This window comes from Proteus sp. LHD240705, from assembly GCF_047921555.1.
Lineage (GTDB): Bacteria > Pseudomonadota > Gammaproteobacteria > Enterobacterales > Enterobacteriaceae > Proteus.
Genome location: NZ_JBLRMI010000032.1, coordinates 1 through 815 on the forward strand (window position 1 = coordinate 1; position 815 = coordinate 815).

Consider the following 815-nt stretch of genomic DNA (forward strand, 5'->3'; position numbering starts at 1 on the left):
GGCTCCTACTGCTTGTACGTACACGGTTTCAGGTTCTTTTTCACTCCCCTCGCCGGGGTTCTTTTCGCCTTTCCCTCACGGTACTGGTTCACTATCGGTCAATCAGGAGTATTTAGCCTTGGAGGATGGTCCCCCCATATTCAGACAGGATAACACGTGTCCCGCCCTACTCGTCGAGTTCACAATAACAGCATCTTCAGATACGGGGCTATCACCCTTTACTGCCGGACTTTCCAGACCGTTCTCCTGATGCTGCTATTGATTAAGACTCTGGGCTGTTCCCCGTTCGCTCGCCGCTACTAGGGGAATCTCGGTTGATTTCTTTTCCTCGGGGTACTGAGATGTTTCAGTTCTCCCGGTTCGCTTCATTAACCTATGTATTCAGTTAATGATAATATCCATTGGATATTGGGTTTCCCCATTCGGAAATCGTCGGGTATAACGGTTCATATCACCTTACCGACGCTTATCGCAGATTAGCACGTCCTTCATCGCCTCTGATTGCCTAGGCATCCACCGTGTACGCTTATTCGCTTAACCTCACAACCCGAAGATGTCTTTTCTTGAAGACGTCTGGGTGGTGATGGCTGCGCAGATTACATTTCGTCGTTGGGCAGTGCTCGCCATGCTCACATACTTATGTATGTTGCGCTGGCTGTGCGCTGGCCGCCTCGAACTGTAAATTGCTCGCTCATCCCACTTCGATGTCGAAAAACACATTCAAAGTTTGAGATTTTGAGAGACTCATCAATATACCTCGGTGATATATTGATTTGTTTTCAATTTTTCAGCTTGTTCCAGATTGTTAAAGAGCA

General features: G+C 47.7%; 1 rRNA gene. It reads right to left on the minus strand.

Features of this window, described 5'->3' with window-relative positions:
• A 23S ribosomal RNA gene (locus ACNART_RS17865) occupies positions 1-540 on the minus strand; the annotation flags it as partial.
• Between the last annotated feature and the right edge of the window lie 275 nt (positions 541-815).